15 protein-coding genes and 3 pseudogenes are annotated in these 16,883 nt (G+C 58.2%); 8 read left to right on the top strand and 10 right to left on the bottom strand.

What is annotated here, in order from left to right:
• The first annotated feature begins 5 nt into the window (after nt 1–5).
• From PSQ90_RS16735 to PSQ90_RS16720, 4 genes are all read left to right on the top strand, one after another.
• Complete coding sequence (locus PSQ90_RS16735; protein WP_282211376.1) at nt 6–284, top strand: hypothetical protein; 279 nt, start codon at nt 6–8, stop codon at nt 282–284.
• Nucleotides 285–749, top strand: a complete 465-nt coding sequence (locus PSQ90_RS16730) for an ATP-dependent zinc protease family protein (RefSeq protein WP_282211375.1) — start codon at nt 285–287, stop codon at nt 747–749.
• A gap of 64 nt (nt 750–813) precedes the next feature.
• Complete coding sequence (gene rimK / locus PSQ90_RS16725) at nt 814–1,719, top strand: 30S ribosomal protein S6--L-glutamate ligase (protein WP_282211374.1); 906 nt, start codon at nt 814–816, stop codon at nt 1,717–1,719.
• Nucleotides 1,720–1,781: 62 nt separating this feature from the next.
• Complete coding sequence (locus tag PSQ90_RS16720) at nt 1,782–2,762, top strand: succinylglutamate desuccinylase/aspartoacylase family protein (RefSeq protein WP_282211373.1); 981 nt, start codon at nt 1,782–1,784, stop codon at nt 2,760–2,762.
• A 22-nt stretch (nt 2,763–2,784) separates the two neighbouring features.
• Here the strand turns inward: PSQ90_RS16720 and tdh are convergent, their stop codons facing one another.
• Nucleotides 2,785–3,816 carry an L-threonine 3-dehydrogenase gene (tdh, locus tag PSQ90_RS16715; RefSeq protein WP_282211372.1) on the bottom strand — a complete coding sequence of 344 codons (1,032 nt, stop codon included), beginning with the start codon at nt 3,814–3,816 and terminating at the stop codon, nt 2,785–2,787.
• A 12-nt stretch (nt 3,817–3,828) separates the two neighbouring features.
• Nucleotides 3,829–5,031, bottom strand: a complete 1,203-nt coding sequence (locus PSQ90_RS16710) for a glycine C-acetyltransferase (RefSeq protein ID WP_282211371.1) — start codon at nt 5,029–5,031, stop codon at nt 3,829–3,831.
• Nucleotides 5,032–5,179: 148 nt separating this feature from the next.
• Here PSQ90_RS16710 and PSQ90_RS16705 point away from each other — a divergent pair, with 148 nt between their 5' ends.
• On the top strand, nt 5,180–5,383 hold the full coding sequence (locus PSQ90_RS16705) for a CsbD family protein (protein ID WP_282211370.1): 204 nt from the start codon (nt 5,180–5,182) through the stop codon (nt 5,381–5,383).
• 67 nt (nt 5,384–5,450) lie between these two features.
• On the opposite strand, the gene PSQ90_RS16700 is transcribed toward PSQ90_RS16705, so the two are convergent.
• From PSQ90_RS16700 to PSQ90_RS16665, 8 genes and pseudogenes are all read right to left on the bottom strand, one after another.
• Nucleotides 5,451–6,050, bottom strand: coding sequence for a uracil-DNA glycosylase family protein (locus PSQ90_RS16700; RefSeq protein ID WP_456077455.1), 600 nt, complete (start codon nt 6,048–6,050; stop codon nt 5,451–5,453).
• A gap of 8 nt (nt 6,051–6,058) precedes the next feature.
• A complete protein-coding gene (locus tag PSQ90_RS16695; RefSeq protein ID WP_282211368.1) occupies nt 6,059–7,267 on the bottom strand; it encodes a molybdopterin molybdotransferase MoeA in 1,209 nt (402 codons plus the stop codon).
• Nucleotides 7,264–7,746 carry a cyclic pyranopterin monophosphate synthase MoaC gene (moaC, locus tag PSQ90_RS16690; protein ID WP_282211367.1) on the bottom strand — a complete coding sequence of 161 codons (483 nt, stop codon included), beginning with the start codon at nt 7,744–7,746 and terminating at the stop codon, nt 7,264–7,266. The genes PSQ90_RS16695 and moaC overlap by 4 nt, the downstream gene beginning before the upstream one ends.
• A pseudogene (gene trpC, locus PSQ90_RS16685) lies at nt 7,746–8,554 on the bottom strand (indole-3-glycerol phosphate synthase TrpC). Before trpC ends, moaC begins: the two are co-directional and overlap by 1 nt.
• Nucleotides 8,551–9,570 carry an anthranilate phosphoribosyltransferase gene (gene trpD / locus PSQ90_RS16680; RefSeq protein WP_407648138.1) on the bottom strand — a complete coding sequence of 340 codons (1,020 nt, stop codon included), beginning with the start codon at nt 9,568–9,570 and terminating at the stop codon, nt 8,551–8,553. The pseudogene trpC and the gene trpD overlap by 4 nt, the downstream one beginning before the upstream one ends.
• Nucleotides 9,570–10,169 carry an anthranilate synthase component II gene (locus tag PSQ90_RS16675; RefSeq protein ID WP_282211366.1) on the bottom strand — a complete coding sequence of 200 codons (600 nt, stop codon included), beginning with the start codon at nt 10,167–10,169 and terminating at the stop codon, nt 9,570–9,572. Before PSQ90_RS16675 ends, trpD begins: the two co-directional genes overlap by 1 nt.
• Nucleotides 10,166–11,673 (bottom strand): annotated as a pseudogene (trpE, locus tag PSQ90_RS16670) (anthranilate synthase component I). The gene PSQ90_RS16675 and the pseudogene trpE overlap by 4 nt, the downstream one beginning before the upstream one ends.
• A gap of 25 nt (nt 11,674–11,698) precedes the next feature.
• Nucleotides 11,699–13,567, bottom strand: coding sequence for a peptidylprolyl isomerase (locus tag PSQ90_RS16665; protein ID WP_282211365.1), 1,869 nt, complete (start codon nt 13,565–13,567; stop codon nt 11,699–11,701).
• 197 nt (nt 13,568–13,764) lie between these two features.
• On the opposite strand from PSQ90_RS16665, the pseudogene tpiA reads away from it, so the two are divergent.
• The 3 genes and pseudogenes from tpiA (at nt 13,765) to PSQ90_RS16650 (ending at nt 16,870) form a co-directional block, all read left to right on the top strand.
• Nucleotides 13,765–14,519: pseudogene (gene tpiA, locus PSQ90_RS16660) on the top strand (triose-phosphate isomerase).
• A 111-nt stretch (nt 14,520–14,630) separates the two neighbouring features.
• The gene (gene secG / locus PSQ90_RS16655; RefSeq protein ID WP_282211364.1) at nt 14,631–15,131 is read left to right on the top strand and encodes a preprotein translocase subunit SecG; all 501 of its coding nucleotides are present in this window, start codon (nt 14,631–14,633) and stop codon (nt 15,129–15,131) included.
• A gap of 110 nt (nt 15,132–15,241) precedes the next feature.
• Complete coding sequence (locus PSQ90_RS16650; protein WP_282211363.1) at nt 15,242–16,870, top strand: CTP synthase; 1,629 nt, start codon at nt 15,242–15,244, stop codon at nt 16,868–16,870.
• The last annotated feature ends 13 nt before the right edge of the window (nt 16,871–16,883 follow it).

Below are 16,883 nucleotides of genomic sequence, written 5' to 3'. Positions count from 1 at the left end.
GAGCCATGATGATCGAAGCATTGATTGAAGAAGCCGCCGACCGGCTCTGTGAACTTTATGGCGAAACCTTCGGCGGCAAACCATCGGGGCGCTACCGAATTGCCGCTAAGCTGGTGCGTGCCATGACAGGCAAAAAACGCCTCTACGAGGCGGACATCGTCACGTTGACAAGGGCCATGCTGGAACGGGGATATGTCTTGATCGATATGGATAGTTTTTTCGTGGTGCTCAGCGCCAACACATTTACCAACTATCGTCGTGCCAACGACGATGTGGCGGATTAGATGAGCAAAGCGCCGCGCGCGACGATCACGATCGGCTGGCGGGAGTGGGTGTCCCTGCCGCAATTGGGGCTGGATCGGATCACCGCCAAAATTGATACCGGCGCCCGCACCTCGGCATTGCACGCCAGCAATGTGAAGGTGATCCGGCACCTTGGCGATGAGTTCGTTGAATTTATCGTGCCGGGTGCGGGTCATGAACAACTCTGCACTGCGCCATTGCTCGACACACGGTCGATCAAAAACACCGGCGGCAAAACCGAGATGCGCTTCATCATCCAGACCTCGATGATGCTGGCAGGCCGAAGCTGGCCAATCGAATTGTCACTGGCCGACAGGGGGGCCATGTCGTTCGATCTCATCCTGGGAAGAACGGCAATCCGCCGCCGCAATCTGTTGATCAATCCGGGACGTTCGTTCCTCGCGAGCGACGCGATTGCGTCCGGGGATCAAGCAAAGGCGTCCTAACGACGCGCGCCAGATATCTGGCAAATCTGCCGAAACCCGGCCACTCCGAAGAGAGGAGACCACGATGAAAATAGCAATGCTGGCGAGAAACGCTGAACTATATTCGCACAAGCGCCTGAAAGAGGCCGCTGAAGAGCGTGGGCACGAACTTGATATCATTAATACGCTGCGCTGTTACATGAACATCGCCTCGCGCCGACCCGAGGTCTATTACAACGGCGAAAAATTGCCATTTTACGACGCGGTTATTCCACGTATCGGTGCCTCCGTGACCTTTTATGGTCTGGCCGTACTGCGCCAGTTCGAGATGATGGGCGTGTTCCCACTCAACGAATCGGTAGCGATTGGCCGGTCGCGCGACAAATTGCGTTCGATGCAATTGTTGGCCCGCGACGGCATTGGCCTGCCGGTCACCACTTTTGCCCACGATCCAAAGCAAACCGAAGAAGTGCTGAAACTTGCCGGCGGCGCGCCATTGGTGATCAAGCTGCTTGAAGGTACGCAGGGCATCGGTGTGGTGCTGGCCGATACCGAACGCTCGGCAAAGTCAGTGGTTGAGGCGTTTCGTGGTGCCGGCGTCAACATTCTGGTGCAGGAATTTATCAAGGAAGCCGGCGGCACCGACATTCGGGCGCTTGTGGTTGGCGGCAAGGTCATCGCTGCCATGCAGCGAAAAGGCGCCGAGGGCGAGTTCCGCTCCAATCTGCATCGTGGCGGCAGCGCGCAACCGATCAAGATTTCGCCTGAAGAACGCTCCACCGCCATTCGCGCGGCCAAGGCCATGGGGCTGAACGTCTGCGGCGTCGACATGCTGCGCGCCAACCACGGACCCGTGGTGATGGAGGTTAATTCCTCGCCCGGTCTGGAAGGCGTTGAAAAGGCAACTGGCATCGATATTGCCAGCAAGATCATTGATTTTCTGGTCCACAGCGCCCGTCCCAATCAAACCAAGACGCGTGGTAAGGGCTAGTGGTCGCCCGCAAAGCCTTCGAGCTGGGATCCAGCCGGATTGCGCCGGGTTCACGATCAACCGTGAACCTGCCAGTCAGTGTATTGTCCGATCATACCCCGGTGACCATGTCCGTGCACGTTGTGCACGGCAGGTTGCCGGGGCCAACCGTCTTTGTCAGCGCTGCGATCCACGGTGACGAGGTCATTGGCGTGGAAATCGTGCGGCGGTTGCTGCGCGTGCCCAATCTCGATCGGCTCAAGGGCACTTTGTTGGCCGTGCCGATCGTCAATGCTTTCGGTTTCATGAACCATTCGCGCTATCTGCCCGACCGTCGCGATCTTAATCGCTCTTTCCCAGGCAGTGCGCAGGGATCGTTGGCGGGGCGCTTGGCCGATCTGTTTCTTAATCAGATCGTCAAACGCAGCGACGTCGGCATCGACCTGCATTCGGCGGCGATCCACCGCACCAACCTGCCGCAAATTCGGATTTCACCGGGCAGTCCCAGAGCAATTTCATTGGCTCAGTCATTTGGCGCTCCGTTGATTTTGACGTCCAAACTGCGCGAAGGCTCGCTGCGCGCCTCGGCCGCCGAAGAAGGCGTGGATATTCTGCTCTACGAAGCAGGCGAGGGGCTTCGGTTCGATGAGTTGGGTGTCCGCGTTGGCCTATCGGGCATTCTGCGGGTGTTGCACCAGCTGGACATGATTTCGGCCAAAAGCATTCCAAAGCTGCGCCACCCACCGATCCTGTCCCGTTCAAGCACCTGGGTGAGGGCACCAGCGGGCGGCCTGTTGCGAACCTTCAAGACAATTGGCGAAGAAGTGGCAGAAGGCGATTTGCTGGGCATGATCGCTGATCCTTTCGGCGAAGTCGAAAGCGAACTTCTGGCCCCCACCAGCGGGCTGATCATCGGGCGAACCAATCTGCCCATCGCCAATGAAGGCGACGGCATGTTCCACATCGCCGCCGTCGAACGAGACCTCGACCCGCAGGCAACAATCGAAAGCGTAGCGGCCCAGCTTGATGCTGATCCCCTATTTGACGAGGATGAAATAATCTAGCCCCTCGGCTGATCACCCCGGCCTAAAGGTCAGTCCAATCAAGAACAATCTTGCCAGCCTGTCCATTGGCGGCAATTTCGAATGCTTGTGCGTAATCAGCGGCGTTCATACGGTGCGTAATGATATTGCGCACATCGAGCCCGCTTTCCAGCATCGCCAGCATCTTGTGCCAGGTCTCAAACATTTCTCGGCCATAGATGCCCTTGAGATTGACCATGCGGAAGACGACTTTGGATAGATCAAAAACAAAAGGGCGGGCCGGTACACCCAACAGGGCGATACGACCGCCCATGACCAGATGGTCGATCATTTGATCAAGCGCTGCAGGCGCACCGCTCATTTCCAGCCCGACATCAAACCCTTCCTTCATGCCCATTTCGGCCATCACTTCGCGCAGGTTCTCCGTCGCGACATTGACGGTGCGAACCTTGGCAACCTGTGTTGCCAGCTTGAGGCGTTCGGTGTTGACATCGGTAATCACCACGCGTCGAGCACCCGCCCGATCGGCGACCGCTGCGGCCATGATGCCAATGGGACCCGCGCCGGTAATGATGACATCCTCACCAACCAGATCAAATGCCAACGCCGTGTGCACGGCGTTGCCGAGCGGATCAAGGATGGCGCCGATTTCATCGTCAATGCCATCGGGAAGAGGGATGACGTTGAACGCCGGTATTTTGACATATTCGGCAAAGGCGCCGGGCAAATTAACGCCAATCCCCTTGGTTTCGGGGTCCAGGTGATATTTTCCGGCGCGCGAAGCACGGTTGTTCATGCCCACGACATGACCCTCGCCGGAAACGCGTTGGCCCGTTTTCAGCTTGGTGACATCGGCCCCGACTTCGACAATCTCGCCGGCATATTCGTGCCCGGTAATCATCGGCACAGGCACTGTCTTTTGCGCCCATTCATCCCAATTGTAGATATGAACATCCGTGCCGCAAATACCGGTCTTGTGAACCTTGATAAGAACGTCTTCAGTGCCAATTTCAGGAATCGGTGCGTCCACCATCCAGATGCCGGGTTCGGCTTTGAGCTTGCTCAACGCTTTCATTCAATAAATTCCTTAGATAAGGCCGGTGGCCCTGCCTGCATCAATGAACGCAGCGATGGCGTCGTCCACATCCTGTTCCGACAGGGCCGCCGACATTTGCGTTCTAATGCGCGCCTTGCCTTTCGGCACCACGGGGAAAAAGAACCCGGCCACATAGACTCCCCGTTCGTCCAGCGCTGCCGCCAACCTCTGTGCCAGCGGCGCTTCATGCGTCATCACCGGAATGATAGGAGTTTCGCCGGGCAACAGCTCAAATCCAGCCTCGCCAAGACTGTCCCTGAAACGGCGCGTATGGTTTTGCAGTCTTTCGCGCAAATCGTCGGCCTGCTCGGCAATGGCAATGGCCTTCAACGACCCGGCTGCGACTGTCGGGGCCAGACTGTTGGAGAACAAATAGGGACGAGCACGCTGCCTCAACAGGTCGATGACTGGTTGGGCGGCCGCAATGAACCCACCCATACCGCCGCCCAAAGTTTTGCCAAACGTCCCCGTCACGATGTCAACTGCCTGGCCGACGCCTGTCAGGGCAGGCGTGCCGCGACCTTCGGGGCCGAGATGACCGGTCGCATGACAATCATCGACCAGCACCATCGCCCCATATTTGTCCGCCAAAGCGCAGATATCGGGCAGGTTGGCGACATAACCATCCATGGAAAACACCCCGTCGGTCACCACCAGCTTAAAGCGCGCGCCGTCGGCTTGCGCCTGCTTGAGCTGATCCTCCAAACCATCCATGTCTGAATTGGCAAAGCGGTAACGCTTCGCCTTGCATAGCCGCACCCCATCAATGATCGAGGCGTGGTTGAGACTGTCGGAAATGACGGCATCTTCAGGACCAAGCAGCGTTTCGAATACACCGCCATTGGCATCAAAACAGGCAGCGAACAGAATGGCATCATCTTTGCCAAGATAGCGGGCAATGGTGTGCTCCAGTTCACGATGCAGCGTCTGGGCACCGCAAATGAACCGCACCGAGGCCATCCCGAACCCGAATTCATCAATCGCATCCCGTGCGGAACGCTTGATATCCGGATGGTCGGCAAGGCCGAGATAGTTATTGGCGCACAGGTTGATCATGGAGCGCTCATGCCCATTCTGCCGCACGTTGACGCGCGCACCCTGCGCTCCAGCTATCAGCCTTTCGCGCTTATACAGCCCATCCACTTCGATCTGCTCGAGCGTGTCACGAATGTGCTCCAAAAATGCCTGCGTCATGTCTGCCTCTCCGTTCGGGCGCACGATGGATGATCTGCCCCCCCAATAGCAAGGGTCTGATTTGCGCATGCCCGCTTCGTTCACCAGCCATTGGAACATAGCCAAGCCAAGGACGTTGTTTTCCCACACTCAATCAAGGGAGAAGGTCATGGACTGGAATCGTGTTGAAGGCAGCTGGAAGCAGATAACAGGTAAGGTCAAGGAGCAGTGGGGCAAACTCACTGACGACGACATCGACCAGATCAACGGCAACCGCGAGCAGCTTGAGGGTAAACTTCAGGAGCGATACGGCAAGGCCAAGGACGATGTCCGCAAGGAGGTCGATGATTGGTACGACCGCCAGAAATGGTAGTCGGCGCGCATTTGCAGATAAGCCGCAATATGGGATCAAGACCGGTCACGTCACGGCCCATGAGAAATCAATGATCGTCACTGACTAACGCTGCCACCCGCTCGCGCAACGCAGGTAACACCTTGCTTTCAAACCAACCGTTGCGCCGCATCCAGCCAACCACCCGCCAGCTTGGATGCGGCAAGGGCAGGGTGGTTGGCATAAATTTCTCAAATGCCGCCACTGTGTCGGTCAGCGATCCCGATGGTTGTTCCAGATAGTATTTCTGCGCATAACCGCCCACCAACAGCGTCAACTCGACGTTGGGCAACTCTTCACGAATGCGTTGATGCCAGGCAGGGGCGCAGCGTTTGTCCGGCGGTCGATCGCCGCCACCGGCAACCGCGCCCGGATAGCAAAACCCCATCGGCAGAATGGCAATACAGTCGGGGTCATAAAACCGCGCCTTGTCGATCCCCATCCACTCGCGCAGCCGGTCCCCGCTCTGATCGTCCCACGGAACGCCGCTCAAATGGACTTTTCGACCCGGTGCCTGCCCGACAATCAATATCCGCGCGCCTGTCCCCGCCTGAATGATCGGTCGCGGGCCCATCGGCAACTCGTGGGCACAAATCTGGCAGCGCCGCGCTTCCCCCAAAATTTTTTCCAACTGCCCGCTCACAGCTATCCCCGCCGCTAAAACGCATCCAATCTAACGCAATCAACCACCGTACCCACCGGCTGCCCCGGATCATTCTCCGGCTGGAAAATCAAGACATCGGCCTGCGCCAGCGATGAGGTGTGCCCGCTGTCCGTCTGGCTGATCGGCTCAACCGCCATGCCAACGCTGCCAGACACAAGCCTTGCCCGCATGAAATGACGGCGCGACGAATTGGGCGGTGTCGGCCCGGCGAGCGGCAGGCGCATCGGGGTCGGGACCGCCATTTTCATTCCCAGCCACTGCCGCAGTGCCGGTTTGATGAACAGTGCCGCCGTCACCATGGCCGAAACCGGATTGCCCGGCAGTCCGAAAACCAATGTGCTGCCCCGGGTACCGAACATCAATGGTTTGCCCGGCCGCATGTTTATGCGCCAGAAATCCAGCTCAACGCCAATATCCTTCAGTACTTCCTGAACGATATCGTGATCCCCCACGCTCGCCCCGCCCGTCGTCACCAGCATGTCGATGCCACGATCAAAAGCCTCAACCAGCTTGGCGCGCAGAGTAACCCGATCATCTCGCGCAATACCCAGATCCAGAACCTCCTGGGCATAGGGGGCAAACATTGGCACCAGCCCGAAATTGTTCGACGCCACGATTTCATCCGGGCCCAGTGGTTGGCCCGGCAACTGCAACTCATCGCCCGTCGCCAAAACGGCGATCCGAGGGCGTCGGCTCGCCACAATTTCTGCCTTGTTCGCCGCCGCTGCTAGTGCCAGCGAATAGGGCCCCAACACATCCCCCGCCGCCATCAACTGCCGCCCAGTGGCAAAGTCGTTGCCAATCGGCCGAATGCTGCGCCCAACAGGAGGTCGGCTGGAAAACGTCGCTGCGCCGTCGCGCGCCTCCGCCTCCTCCTGCATGATCACCGCGTCGGCACCTTCCGGCACCGGTGCACCGGTAAAAATCCTCACGCACTGTCCGGCGCCAACAGATCCTGAAAACCCAGCACCCGCCTGCGACACACCAATGACTGAGAACGACTTGCCCGGCGCCATATCGCCCGCACGAACGGCATAGCCGTCCATGGCGCTGGCGTTGAACGGCGGCTGGTTGTGGCTGGCAATCAGGGGCTCAAACAGCACGCGCCCGTTGGCCTCTGCCAATCCAACCCGCTCACCGGTTGGCGCCGGCACACGTCCCAGGATGGCGGCGATGGCATCTTCAACCGGCAACAGGCTCATGGGTGCTTCCGATAATCGCCCGACTTGCCGCCCGATTTTTCGAGGACACAGACATCGGTAACGACCATATCTCGATCAATCGCCTTGGCCATGTCGTATAGCGTCAGCGCCGCGGTCGACGCCGCGACAAGTGCTTCCATTTCAACCCCGGTTTGCCCCGTGGTTTCGGCGCGCGCCAAAATTCGCAGGCTCAATCCACCAGCTTCAACGTCTATATCGACGCTGATTTTGGTCAATGCGATCGGATGGCAGAGTGGGATGAGATCAGCCGTCTTCTTTGCAGCCATGATCCCGGCAACACGCGCCACAGCCAATGCGTCGCCTTTTTTGAGCGAACCACCCGCTATGGCAGCAATGGTTTCGGCTTTGGCGACCAGCCGCGCTGCGGCCACGGCCTGTCGGCGCGTTATCGCCTTGTCGCCAACATCGACAATGTGGGCTTCGCCCCGGTCATTGAGATGGGTGAGGGGGGCCGCCATTACGAACTGACGGTTTCACCAAACAGTAGGGCGCGGGTCGCCGCAGCAACGTCCGCCTGCCGCATCAGACTTTCACCGATCAAAAACGTACCGATTCCAGCCTTTTCATCGAGCTGTTTGACGTCGGCATGATCGCCAATACCGCTTTCGCTGACCAGCAGAATGCCGGGCGGAACACCTACCGAAAGATCAACCGAGGTTTCCAAACGCGTTTCAAAAGTGCGCAGATTGCGGTTGTTGATGCCAATAAATTTTGCATCGAGCGCCAATGCCCGATCCAGTTCGAGCTGGTCATGCACCTCAACCAGCGCATCCATGCCCCATTCTTCGGCGGCGTCGAGCAAATAGCGCGCAACATCATCGCCCACGGCGGCGAGAATGATCAAAATGCAATCAGCTCCCCAGGCGCGCGCCTCGACGACCTGATAGGTCTCGAACAAAAATCCTTGCGTAGAACCGGCAATCGCGTGGCCGCGCGCGCCTCGATCAGATAGCTCGGCGACCCCTGAAACGATGGCCGATCGGTCAGCACCGAAAGACAGGCAGCGCCGCCCATTTCATAGGCCCGCGCGATGGCGGACGGATCGAAATTTTCCCGGATCAGACCCTTGGACGGGCTGGCCTTCTTGACCTCGGCGATCAGCGCATATTTGCCTTCGCTCCGCTTGGTCTTGATCGCATTGACAAATCCGCGCGGGGCAGGCTGATCATGCGCCTGTGCCACAACTTCCGCCCAGGGCCGCATGGTCTTTGCGGCTGCGATTTCCTCACGCTTGTAAGATTCAATCTGCTGAAGAATGTCGTTCATTGCCCGGTCTCGTTGGATATGGCGACCAATCGCTCCAATGTCTGTCTGGCCTTGCCACTATCAATCATTTCGGCAGCAAGCGCCGCGCCCGATTTGAGGTCGTCAGCCCGCTCGGCTACGATAAATGACGCCGCACTGTTGAGCAGCACTATATCGCGATAGGCGCCCGGCGCGCCAGCCAGCAGTTCTGTAATTGCTCCGGCATTGTATTCGGGGTCGCCGCCGGCAATGTCTTCGATGCTGGCGCGCTTGAGGCCCGCATCTTCTGGCGTGACTTCAAAGCTGCGCAAATCACCATTGGCGATCTGGGCGACAAAGCTCGGCCCGGTGGTGGTCAATTCGTCCAGGCCGTCGCTGCCATGCACAACCCAGGCCTTGACGGCCCGGTTGGCCAACAGCGCCGCCGCAACTGGTTCAACCCATTCCTGATCATAAACGCCGAGCATATAACGGCGCACGCCCGCCGGATTCGATTGTGGCCCCAGCAGATTGAACATGGTGCGCACGCCCAGTTCAACGCGGGCAGGGCCGACGTGGCGCATCGCCGGGTGATGCTGGGGGGCAAACATGAAGCCGATTCCGGCCTGCTTGATACAGCGCCCGATCTGGTCTGGTGACAGATCAAGCTTGACGCCCAGCGCTTCGAGCGCCTGCGAAGAGCCGGATTTGGACGACAGCGCCTTGTTGCCATGCTTGGCGACCGGCACTCCCGCCGCCGCGACGACAATGGCGCTGGCAGTGGAAATATTCAGCGTTCCAGATCCGTCCCCACCGGTGCCCACAATATCAATCGCGTCTTCGGGGGCGTCAACCTTCACCATTTTCTGGCGCATGATCGACACAGCCGCCGCAATCTCACCAACCGTTTCGCCCTTGACCCGCATGCCCATCAAGAAAGCGCCAATCTGGGAGGGCGTGGCGTCGCCCGACATGATGATATCAATGACGCCGCGCATTTCTTCGCCGGTCAAATCGCGGCTGTCCGCGATCTTGTTGAGCGCTGATTTGATATCCATCAGGCAGCCTTCCCCAAATTGAAATCGCGGGCCAGATTGAGAAAATTCTGTAGCAAGGCATGCCCGTTTTCCGAGGCAATGCTTTCGGGATGAAACTGCACGCCGTGCACTGGCCATTCGGCGTGCTGCATGCCCATGATCAGGCCGTCATCGCTTGACGCGGTAATTTCCAGAACGTCCGGCAGGCTATCGCGCTCAACGATCAGCGAATGATAACGCGTTGCCTCAAAACCGGCATTCAGCCCACGGAACAGGCCTTTGCCCGTGTGATTGATCGGGCTTGTCTTGCCGTGCATCAAATGCGGTGCGCGGATAACTTTGCCGCCCATGGCCTGACCAATGGCCTGATGGCCCAGACACACGCCGAGCAATGGCGTTGTCGGAGCAAACCGCTCGATCAACGCCAGACAAATGCCCGCTTCGTTCGGCGTGCAGGGGCCAGGAGACAGAACGATGGCATCGGGCACAATCGCTGCAATTTCGTCCAGGGTAATCTTGTCGTTGCGGTGCACGCTGATATCGGCGCCGAGCTCTCCGAGGAAATGCACCAGATTGTAGGTGAAACTGTCATAATTATCGATGACAAGCGTTTTGGTCATTGCCCGATCCTGGCTTCACCCGCGTAGCGCAGCGCTTCTTCAGCAGCGCTGAACAGGGCCCTTGCCTTGTTTTCACATTCTAATTGTTCAAGCTCGGGCTTGCTGTCGGCAACAATGCCTGCGCCCGCCTGCGCATAGAGCTTACCATCTTTGACGATTGCGGTGCGCAGCACAATGCAGGTGTCCATCGCCCCGTCAGCGCCAAAATAGCCAACGCATCCGCCATAGATACCGCGGCGAGACATTTCGAGTTCGTCAATGATTTCCATCGCACGAACCTTGGGCGCCCCAGAAAGCGTGCCCGCTGGAAAGCCCGCGCTCAAGGCGTCGACAAAATCATATTTCGGGTCAAGCACGCCCACCACGTTGGAAACGATGTGCATGACGTGTGAGTAAAATTCAAGAAAGAACTTGTCGGTGACTTTGACCGTGCCTGTCTTGGCCACGCGCCCCACGTCGTTGCGCCCCAGATCAAGCAGCATCAAATGTTCAGCAAGCTCCTTGGGGTCGGACAATAGTTCGGCCGCCAACTCCTGATCTCGTGTCGGCGTTGACCCGCGCTTGCGCGTTCCAGCGATTGGCCGGATGGTAATCTCCCCATCCTGCACTCGCACCAGGACTTCCGGGCTGGACCCGGCAATCGAAAAACCGCCAAAATCCAGAAAATACATATAAGGCGAGGGATTGGTCCGACGCAAAGCGCGATATAGCGCCGTCGGGGGAGGGTGAATTCAGCCTCAAACCGCTGGCTCAACACCACCTGGAAGACATCACCGGCGGTGATATAGTCCTTAGCGGCGGCAACCATCTCAAAATAGCGTTCGCGACTGGTATTGCTAGTCACTTCAAGATTTTCCAGATCCGGCAGAACCGGCGCTGTCGGCAGGGCCCGGCTTAGCCGTTCCATGGCCTCATCCATGCGCGACTGTGCGCTTTCCCATGCCTGCCTGGCGCTGACACCATCGCGCACATAGATCGGTGCGGTCAGATAAAGCTCATCCTTGAGTGTATCAAAAATGGCCAACAGCGAGGGCCGCATCAACACAGCTTCTGGCAGGCCAAGATGGTCAACATTGCTATTGGGCAACACTTCCATATAGCGGACCATTTCATAGCCCAGATAGCCATAAATCCCGGCTGACTGCGGCGGCAGGCCGGGCGGCACCTCTATTTTCGAGCTGGCTACAAGCGCGCGCAACGCATCCAGCGGAGCGTCAGAAATCGGATCAAACCGATCGGGGTGGGTATGGACGGCGCGATTGATCAGCGCGGTGCCAGCTTCCACCTTCAGGATGACATCCGGCTCCATCCCGATTATTGAATATCGGCCGCGAATGGCGCCGTCTTGCACTGACTCCAGCAAGAACGTGTTCTGCCGGTCCTGAGCAAGCTTCAGATAGGTGCCAACCGGCGTTTCGAGGTCGGCAACAATGCGACGCCAGACGATCTGAGACTTTCCCGCATCGTATAGATCCGCGAACTGCCGAAAGTGATCGTCGCCCATAAAACTCGCCTGCTAGTTAAAACTGCTATTGGCCGACCAGCGACAGCGTCTGCTGCAATGCCTGCTCATTGATCCGCAAGCCTGCTTCGTCCCTCACGCCGGTGACAAATTCGGCATAAAGCCCGTTGCGCTGATCGGTGTTGATCGAATCGAGCGCCTGGGCTTCTAGCGGTCCGTCAGCGGGAACGACGCTGGCCACCGAAAATACAATCTGCTCGCCATCATTGTTGAGCGCCGTACCATGATTGTCTGGTCCACCCGCAAAGACCTTTGAGGCAACTGCAGAATCAATCGATGTATCTGCTTCGCCTGACCGACCAAACTGCAGCGACAACTGCGGAAACGTATTCATCGACGCGGCAATGTCGCCCAGCGCTTCACCAGCGTCGAGACGCGCGACGATCTTGTCGGCAGTGTCGGAAATGGCAGCGTCGACTTTTTCGGCAGTCCAGGCGGTCGATACTTCTTCGCGCACTTCATCGAGTGTCTCATCGCGCGCCGGCTCGATAGTGCCTAGATCAAACCAGACATTATTATTGGCACCGAGCGTCACCGTCGGCGACAGCTTGCCATCTTCAGCTGAAAAAATCGCCTGCGAAACCTTACCGCGATCCGCGTCCTTTAACCCGTCAACCGCAGCCAGTGCACTACCATCAGCGCTGACGACGAGGTCGTATGTCTTGAGGTCATAGCGCTGTGCAATTTCATCAATTGGTCGGAACGCCGCGCGCAACTCCTCGATCTGATCGAGGATCGTTGCATAATCATTTTTGGCTTCAGCCAACGCCAGCTTGGCGGCGATATCGGACTTGGCGTCATCCAGAGACGTCTGTCCACCAACATCAATCGCGCTGACATGGATCGCCCGCTTGCCCGCAACCCCGTCGATCACCGCAAAACCATCTGCTGGCAATGAAAACGCCGCATCGCCCAAATCACCATCATTGATCTGCGCCTGCGACAGCGTGCCCAATTCGGTAGGCGACAGATTATTCGCGGCAACCAGGTCGTCAAAGCTCTCGCCCGCCAACTTGCCGTCTTCAAACGTCTTCACCAGATCATCACCCAGCACAACCTGCTCAATCGTGCGCGTTTCCGGCTTGATCAGACTTGCCTTGGTCTTCTCGTATTCCGCAGCAATCGCCGCATCGTCGATGGACTTGCTCTGCGCCATGATCTCGGGCGACAGCGCCATAACCTTGACCGAGCGCGTTTCCACAGTGCGATATTCGCTTTGATGGTCCTTGAGATAGGCCGCCAACTCGTCCTCGGTCGGCGCGGGCGGTGTCTCGATATCGGTCTCGTTCAGCACGATATAATCAATGGTGCGTTTGTCGCCGATAAACCGGTTGATCAGCTTTGATGCCGCCTCGGGCAATTGCGTATCGCCAAACAGCGACAAGACCAGCTGCTGCCGTTGTGCTGACTTGGCCTCATTTTCCAGATATTCGGATTCGGTTATTCCGCTGCGCCGCAACACGTCCGAAAAAGTGGTCGGATCAAAGTTGCCGAGCGTTCCCGCAAAATTGGGGTCCTTTCGCAGCAAGTTACTGAGGCGGTCATCTGAAACCCCCAGCCCATAATTGCTTGCCATCTGATCCAGCGCCGCGTTCTGCGCCAGATCGCCAATGACCATGGAAGGAACGCCCAGGCTCACGGCCTCTTCGCTGGTTGGCATCCGTCCAATTTGACTAGCAACGCGATTGAGCTGATTCTGATAGTCCCGCAGAAAATCACGTGACGTAATCTCGACATCGCCAACGCGCGCCACCGTATTGGAGCCGAGGCTCGTGATAACATTATTGATGCCAAATCCGGCCAATCCGACCAGCAAAAAGCCACCCATGATCTTGCCGGGCCAGGATTTTGCAAAAATACGCAAACTATCGAGCATGTCAGACGTTCCAATACGCGAGGTCTAGGCTTTACCGCTGCTAGGCGGAGATACTAGTAAAGCGCCCAGAGAAAAAGTCCATTCCACTTTTCCTTGAGGCACATGTGGTTTCGCCACGCCGGACGACCAACGTAACAAGACAACCACGCCGGGTTAGGGCAATACTGGCCCCGGTGCAAGAGGCAGGAGCTTTTACAGTGACATCGAAAATAACCCCCATGATTGCGGGTAACTGGAAAATGAACGGCACGTCCGCGTCGCTCGATGAACTGCAGGCATTGGCAAAACTGCTGACAACGGGCGAAGCCCCACGCGCAATTGTCGTCCTCTGCCCCCCGCAACGCTGATCGCTCCCGCCTGCGCCAAAACCGCTTCGGCCGGTATTGCGCTCGGCGGACAGGATTGCCACGCCGAAAATTCAGGCGCCCACACCGGCGACATCAGTGCAACCATGCTTGCCGACGCCGGCGCACAATACGTCATTGTCGGCCACTCGGAACGTCGCGCCGATCACGGTGAAACCAGCGAAATGGTGCGCGCCAAAGCCGAAGCCGCTCTCGGCGCCAGTCTGCAGCCGATCATTTGCGTGGGCGAAACGGAAGCCGAGCGCGATGCAGGCACAGCCGAAGCCGTCGTTGAAAGTCAATTGCTGGCCTCAATTCCCGCCGCTGCCGATCAGCACGATGTTGTCGTTGCCTATGAGCCCGTCTGGGCCATCGGCACCGGGCGCACGCCCACCATTGCGGAAATCAGCCAGATGCATTCCCGCATCCGCGCAATCCTGATCGAGCGTTTCCCCGCCCGCGGTGCCAGCATCAAAATCCTTTATGGCGGCTCGCTCAAGCCCACTAACGCCCGCGAAATACTGGCGGTCGATCACGTCAATGGGGGGCTTGTTGGCGGTGCCAGCCTCTTGGCAAAAGACTTTTACACCATTATCTCCGCTATATAGAGCAGTGCGTCATATCTCGGTTGCGCTAAAAAACGGAGCAATCGACTGGCATTTATTTTGCTGGGCGTGTATGACGCGCCAACATTTGACACTTCCAAGACTGAGACAAGAATGGCTAACGTCCTCATTGTTGCCTATCTGCTGATCGTGCTGGCGCTGATAGCGGTTATATTGCTGCAGCGCTCCGAGGGCGGTGCACTGGGCATCGGCGGCGGTGGCGGCGGCCTGATGACCGCACGCGGATCCGCCAATCTGTTGACCCGGACGACCGCGATTCTGGCCGCGCTGTTCTTCGCAACCGCCATTGGCCTGACAGTTCTCAGCCAGTTTGATCGCGGCTCGACCGCCATTCTGGACCGTGCCGCTCAATCCACCGACGGTAACGGCGCAACCAACGTCCTTGATGCGCTGAACGCCCTCCAGGGCGATTCGGATCTGCCGGTTCCTGCAACTGACGCTGCGCCTGCCGAAGCGGCAACGCCTGCGGCACCCGCCAGCGATCTGCCGGTTCCAACCGCCCCCGCCGATACATCAGCACCCGCTGATGCGGCAGCCCCTGCCGCGACCGACGCTTCTCCCGGCGACACGCCGGTGGCGCCAACAACGAACTAGCTGCCGCAAGGCACACGAAAAAAGGGGATGGCAACATCCCCTTCTTCTTTACGTGTAGAGCTCAATTTGGGCTCTTCGAATCGAATCTGAGATGTGTAAGGTGAACGCCCATGGCGCGGTATGTTTTCATCACCGGAGGCGTGGTCTCCTCATTGGGCAAGGGTCTTGCATCGGCAGCATTGGGCGCTGTCCTGCAGGCGCGCGGCTACAAGGTGCGCTTGCGCAAGCTGGACCCGTATCTCAACGTTGATCCCGGCACCATGTCGCCAACCCAGCATGGCGAGGTTTTTGTTACCGACGATGGCGCCGAAACTGATCTTGATCTTGGCCATTATGAGCGCTTCACCGGCCGCTCTGCCAACAAGCAGGACAATGTCACCACCGGTCGGATTTATTCCGACATCATCGCCAGGGAGCGGCGCGGCGACTATCTCGGCGCCACAGTGCAGGTCATTCCCCACGTCACTGACGCCATCAAGAATTTCGTCATCGACGGCAATGAGGACTTTGATTTCGTTCTCGTCGAAATCGGCGGCACAGTCGGCGATATCGAAGGCCTGCCATTCTTTGAAGCCATCCGCCAGCTTGGCAATGATTTGCCGCGCGGTGACGCTGTCTACATGCATCTGACCCTGATGCCCTATATTCCAAGCGCTGGTGAGCTAAAAACCAAGCCAACCCAGCACTCGGTCAAGGAATTGCGCTCAATCGGTATCGCGCCCGACATCTTGCTGGTGCGCTGTGATCGGCCAATTCCCGAGGGCGAAAAGCGCAAGCTTTCCCTGTTCTGTAACGTAAGGGAATCGGCGGTTATTCAGGGTCTGGACGTTGCCTCGATCTATGATGTGCCGCTGTCCTATCACAAGGAGGGTCTGGATCGCGAAGTCCTCGCCGCCTTCGGTATCACCGATGCGCCCGACCCCGATCTTTCTGCCTGGGCCGAGGTTTCCGAGCGTCTTCATAGCCCCGAGGGCGAAGTCAATATCGCCATCGTCGGCAAATATACCGGCCTCAAGGATGCCTATAAGTCGCTGTCCGAGGCCTTGGCCCATGGCGGCATCGCCAACAAGGTCAAGGTCAATATCCAGTGGATCGACAGCGAAGTGTTCGAGCGCGAGGATCCGGCCCCCTACCTTGAACATGTCCACGGCATTCTGGTGCCGGGCGGCTTTGGCGAACGCGGCTCCGCAGGCAAAATTCAGGCTGCCCGGTTCGCCCGCGTCAAGGACGTGCCTTATTTCGGCATCTGCTTTGGCATGCAGATGGCCTGCATCGAGGCCGCGCGCAACACCGCCGGCATCAAGACCGCCAGTTCCACCGAGTTCGGTACGACCAAGGAACCGATTGTCGGCATGATGACCGAGTGGGTAAAAGGCAACGACACCGAAAAGCGCGGAGATGACGCCGATCTGGGCGGCACGATGCGCCTTGGCGCCTATCCCGCCCAGCTGACGCGCGGCAGCCGCGTCGCCGACATTTACGGCACCACCCACATTTCCGAGCGCCACCGCCACCGCTACGAAGTCAACATGGCCTATCGCAAGGTGCTCGAAAAAAACGGCCTGCTTTTTTCCGGCGTTTCCCCGGATGGCAAACTGCCCGAAATCGTTGAGCGCACCGATCATCCATGGTTTATCGGCGTGCAATTTCATCCCGAACTGAAATCAAAACCCTTCGAACCCCACCCCTTGTTCGCGTCTTTCATCAACGCGGCAATGGATCAAAGCCGTCTGGTTTAGGAGAGGGCAGGGC

Source organism: Devosia rhodophyticola, assembly GCF_028816475.1.
GTDB lineage: Bacteria > Pseudomonadota > Alphaproteobacteria > Rhizobiales > Devosiaceae > Devosia > Devosia rhodophyticola.
The sequence above is the reverse complement of the archived record's forward strand: the minus strand, read 5'-3'. Positions and strand labels throughout refer to the sequence as shown.

Excerpts from the sequence above, each read along its gene's own strand:
- PSQ90_RS16710 (WP_282211371.1), bottom strand. The coding sequence starts at position 5,031 with ATGACGCAGGCATTTTTGGAGCACATTCGTGACACGCTCGAGCAGATC.
- secG (WP_282211364.1), top strand. The coding sequence starts at position 14,631 with ATGGCTAACGTCCTCATTGTTGCCTATCTGCTGATCGTGCTGGCGCTG.
- PSQ90_RS16650 (WP_282211363.1), top strand. The coding sequence starts at position 15,242 with ATGGCGCGGTATGTTTTCATCACCGGAGGCGTGGTCTCCTCATTGGGC.
- tdh (WP_282211372.1), bottom strand. The coding sequence starts at position 3,816 with ATGAAAGCGTTGAGCAAGCTCAAAGCCGAACCCGGCATCTGGATGGTG.
- PSQ90_RS16695 (WP_282211368.1), bottom strand. The coding sequence starts at position 7,267 with ATGAGCCTGTTGCCGGTTGAAGATGCCATCGCCGCCATCCTGGGACGT.
- PSQ90_RS16705 (WP_282211370.1), top strand. The coding sequence starts at position 5,180 with ATGGACTGGAATCGTGTTGAAGGCAGCTGGAAGCAGATAACAGGTAAG.
- trpD (WP_407648138.1), bottom strand. The coding sequence starts at position 9,570 with ATGGATATCAAATCAGCGCTCAACAAGATCGCGGACAGCCGCGATTTG.
- PSQ90_RS16730 (WP_282211375.1), top strand. The coding sequence starts at position 285 with ATGAGCAAAGCGCCGCGCGCGACGATCACGATCGGCTGGCGGGAGTGG.
- moaC (WP_282211367.1), bottom strand. The coding sequence starts at position 7,746 with ATGGCGGCCCCCCTCACCCATCTCAATGACCGGGGCGAAGCCCACATT.
- PSQ90_RS16665 (WP_282211365.1), bottom strand. The coding sequence starts at position 13,567 with ATGCTCGATAGTTTGCGTATTTTTGCAAAATCCTGGCCCGGCAAGATC.
- PSQ90_RS16735 (WP_282211376.1), top strand. The coding sequence starts at position 6 with ATGATGATCGAAGCATTGATTGAAGAAGCCGCCGACCGGCTCTGTGAA.
- rimK (WP_282211374.1), top strand. The coding sequence starts at position 814 with ATGAAAATAGCAATGCTGGCGAGAAACGCTGAACTATATTCGCACAAG.
- PSQ90_RS16675 (WP_282211366.1), bottom strand. The coding sequence starts at position 10,169 with ATGACCAAAACGCTTGTCATCGATAATTATGACAGTTTCACCTACAAT.